This window comes from Streptomyces sp. NPDC034086, assembly GCF_055575515.1.
In genome coordinates this window covers 1-3,994 of record NZ_JBVISM010000037.1, presented here as the reverse complement: position 1 = coordinate 3,994, position 3,994 = coordinate 1, and the positions used below count along the sequence as shown (strand labels likewise).

Genomic DNA, 3,994 nt, shown 5'->3' with positions numbered 1-3,994 from the left:
CCCCCCACCAGCTCCACCACCTCGGCACCCGACGCCGACAACACACCCACCAGCCCGTCACCCACCCCCTCCGCCACCACCAGCCACCGGCCCGAGAGGTGTACGGGGGCGTCCGCGGCCGTGGGTTCCCAGACCGCCCGGTAGCGCCAGGAGTCGACGGTGGACCGCCGGCGGTGTCCCGCACGCCAGGCGGTGAGTACGGGCAGGGTGGTCTCCAGGGCGTCCAGCTCCGGTCCGGCGGCGCCGAGTGTGCCGGACAGCGCGGGCAGGTCGGCGCGTTCGACGGCCTCCCAGAAGGCCGACTCCGCCGGGTCGGACCCTGCCGGGCGGCCCGTGCCGGGGCGGGGCCAGTAACGCCGGCGCCGGAAGGCGTAGGTGGGCAGGTCGACGTGGGCCGGGCCGGCACCGGGGAAGGCGGGCGACCAGTCGACGGCGACGCCCCGCACGTGGGCCTCGGCCAGCGAGAGCAGGAACCGCGCCGGTCCGCCGTCCTGACGGCGCAGCGATCCGACGGCGCCGTCCCCGAGGCCCTGGACCAGCACCGGGTGCGGGCTGCTCTCGACGAACACGCCGAACCCCTGCTCGCGCAGGGCGCGCGTGGACTCCTCGAAGCGCACCGTCCGGCGGGCGTTGCGGTACCAGTACTCCGCGTCCAGTCCGGCGGTGTCCTGCCAGTCGCCGGTGACCGTCGAGAAGAAGGGCACGTCCGCCGGGCGCGGGGTGAGCCCGGCGAGGACGGTGAGGAGTTCGTCCCGGATCTCCTCGACGTGGGCGGAGTGGGAGGCGTAGTCGACGTTGATCCGGCGGGCGCCCTCGGTCGCGGCGAGCAGTTCGCCGAGCGCCTCGGGGTCGCCCGAGACGACGACCGAGCGGGGTCCGTTCTCCGCGGCGATGGACAGCCGCTCGTCGAGGCCGGCCGCCACCTCCTCGCGCGGCAGGGGGACGGACACCATGCCGCCGCGGCCGGAGAGGGCGAGGAGGGCCTTGCTGCGCAGGGCCACCACCCGTGCGCCGTCCTCGAGGGAGAGGCCGCCCGCGACGCAGGCCGCGGCGATCTCGCCCTGCGAGTGGCCGAGGACGGCCGCCGGTTCCACCCCGTACGAACGCCAGAGGGCGGCGAGGGACACCATCACCGCCCACAGGGCGGGCTGCACCACGTCGACGCGGGCCAGGGCGGCCTCGTCGGTGAGCACCTCGCGCAGCGTCCACGGGACGAACCGGGACAGGGCCCGCTCGCACTGCTCCATGCGGTCGGCGAAGACGGGGCTGGTGGCGAGCAGTTCCGTGGCCATGCCCGTCCACTGGGAGCCCTGGCCGGGGAAGACGAAGACGACCTTGGCGCGGCCGTCGGGTGCCTGTCCTTCGACCAGGTTGGCGGCCGCTGTGCCGTCGGCCAGCGCCGACAGCGCGGTGTCGAAGGCGTCCGGGTGGCCGGCGACGAGCACGGCGCGGTGGTCGAAGGAGGTCCGCGAGAGCGCGAGCGAGCGGCCGACGTCGGCCGGCGCGTGACCGGGACGGGCCGACAGGAACGTCCGCAGTTCGCGGGCCTGGGCCCGCAGCGCGTCGGCCGACTTGGCGGACAGCGGCCAGGGCAGGACCGGGGAGGCGGAGGGGGCGGCGCAGACGGAGGGGGCGGTCTCGGCGGTCTCGGGCTCGGGCTCGGGCTCGGGGCCGGGGCCGGGTATGTGCTCTTCCAGGATGACGTGGGCGTTGGTGCCGCTCATGCCGAACGAGGACACGCCGGCGCGGCGCGGCCGCCCGTCCGGCGCGGGCCAGTCGAGGTTCTCGGTCAGCAGCCGCACGGAGCCGGCCGACCAGTCGACCCGGGGGGTGGGCTCGTCGACGTGCAGGGTGCGCGGCAGGACGCCCTCCCGCATCGCCATGACCATCTTGATGACGCCCGCCACCCCGGCGGCTGCCTGCGTGTGACCGATGTTCGACTTGACCGACCCCAGGCGCAGCGGCCGGTCCGCCGGGCGGTTCTGCCCGTAGGTGGCCAGCAGCGCCTGCGCCTCGATCGGGTCGCCGAGGGTGGTTCCGGTGCCGTGCGCCTCGACGGCGTCGACCTGGTCCGGTGTCAGGCGGGCGTCGGCGAGCGCCTGGCGGAGTACGCGCCGCTGGGACGGGCCGTTGGGGGCGGTCAGGCCGTTGGAGGCGCCGTCCTGGTTGACGGCGGAGCCGCGGATCACCGCGAGGACGGGGTGGCCGTGGCGGCGGGCGTCGGAGAGCCGTTCCAGTACGAGCACTCCGGCGCCCTCGCCCCAGCCGGTGCCGTCGGCGGCCGCCGCGAACGGCTTGCAGCGGCCGTCCGGGGCCAGGCCCCGCTGGCGGCTGAACTCGGTGAAGGTGGTCGGGCTGGCCATGACGGTCACGCCCGCCGCGAGTGCCAGGGTGCACTCCTGCCGGCGCAGCGCCTGTGCGGCGAGGTGCAGGGCGACGAGGGAGGACGAGCAGGCGGTGTCGACGGTGACGGCGGGCCCCTCGAAGCCGAACTCGTAGGAGATCCGGCCGGACAGCACGCTGGTGGCGTTCCCGGTCGCCAGGTATCCGTCGACCTCCTCGGGGCCGCCGACGAGGACCGTGCCGTAGTCGCTGCCGTTGGTGCCGACGAACACGCCGGTACGGCTGCCGCGCAGGGCGTCCGGCGTGATCGCGGCGCGCTCCAGCGCCTCCCAGGAGGTCTCCAGCAGCAGCCGCTGCTGGGGGTCCATGGCGAGGGCCTCGCGCGGGGAGATGGCGAAGAAGCCGGCGTCGAAGTCGGCGGCGTCGTGGACGAACGCGCCCTGGCGGACGTACGAGGAGCCGGGGCGGTCCGGGTCCTCGTCGAACAGTTCCTCCAGGTTCCAGCCCCGGTCGGTGGGGAACGGCGACACGGCGTCACGGCCGGCGGCGACCAGGTCCCACAGTTCCTCGGGCGAGCGGACGCCGCCGGGGAACCGGCAGCTCATCGCGACGATCGCGAGGGGCTCCCGGGCCGCCTCGGTGAGCCGCCGGTTCTGTTCGCGGAGCCGGTCGGCCTCCTTGAGGGAGGTCCGGAGCGCGGCCACGAGCTTCGCTTCGGGCGTCACCGTGCCGGATGTCACTGCTTCGGGCGTAACCATGTGTCAGCTCCACACTTCCCGGACCGTCAGGAGTCCGTGTTGTCCATGGCGAGACGGATCAGGGCGTCGGCGTCCATCGCGTCGATGTCCTCCGGGGCCGTGTCGTCCGGGTCGGCCGCCGCTTCCCGCGTGCCGCCCGCTTCGGGGCCGGCGAGGTCCAGCAGCACTTCCAGCAGGCCGGCCTCCCGGATCCGGGAGAGCGGCGTCGAGGCGAGCGCCCGGCGGATCCGGTCCTCCTCCGGGTCGGTGTCGCCGAGGTCCCCGCACAGCTCCGTGAGGAGGTACGCGGCGAGCGCGGCCGGACTGGGGTGGTCGAAGACGGCGGTGGCGGGCAGGGCCAGGCCGGTGGCCCTGCCGAGCCGGTTGCGCAGCTCGACCGCCGTCAGGGAGTCGAACCCGATGCCCTTGAACGGCTGGTCGGCGGCCACGCGCTCCGGCGAGCCGTGGCCGAGTACGCCGGCCACGTGTGTGCGGACCAGGTCCAGCAGTACGTCGGTCCGCTCGGCGGCGGACGGCAGCGCCGCGAGTCGCACGGCGAGGCCGGCGTCGGCGCCGTCCGGTTCGGCGGGACGGGCGGCTTCCGGGATCCCGGCGAGGAGCGGGCTCGGGCGGGCGGAGGTGAAGCCCGGCGCGAACCGCTGCCAGTCGATGTCGATGACGGTCAGGGTGTCGTCTCCGCGGCCGAGGGCGCGGGCGAGTGCGGCGAAGGCCGTGTCGGTGGCCAGTCCGGTCATGCCGGCCAGGCGCATGCGTTCGGCGACGGTCTCGTCCGCGGCCATGCCGTTGTCGGCCCACGGGCCCCAGGCGAGGGAGGTGGCGGGCAGTCCGTCGGCCCGCCGCTGCTCGGCCAACGCGTCCAGACAAGCATTCGCCGCCGCGTAATTGCCCTGACC

The 3,994-nt window shown here is 75.2% G+C and carries 2 protein-coding genes; both read right to left on the bottom strand.

Annotated elements, in window-relative coordinates:
- Positions 1-3,083 (bottom strand): type I polyketide synthase (locus tag ACZ514_RS32205; protein ID WP_469126336.1); only part of this gene is annotated, 3,083 nt, incomplete at its 3' end.
- A gap of 44 nt (positions 3,084-3,127) precedes the next feature.
- Positions 3,128-3,994 (bottom strand): acyl carrier protein (locus ACZ514_RS32200; RefSeq protein ID WP_469126335.1); only part of this gene is annotated, 867 nt, incomplete at its 5' end.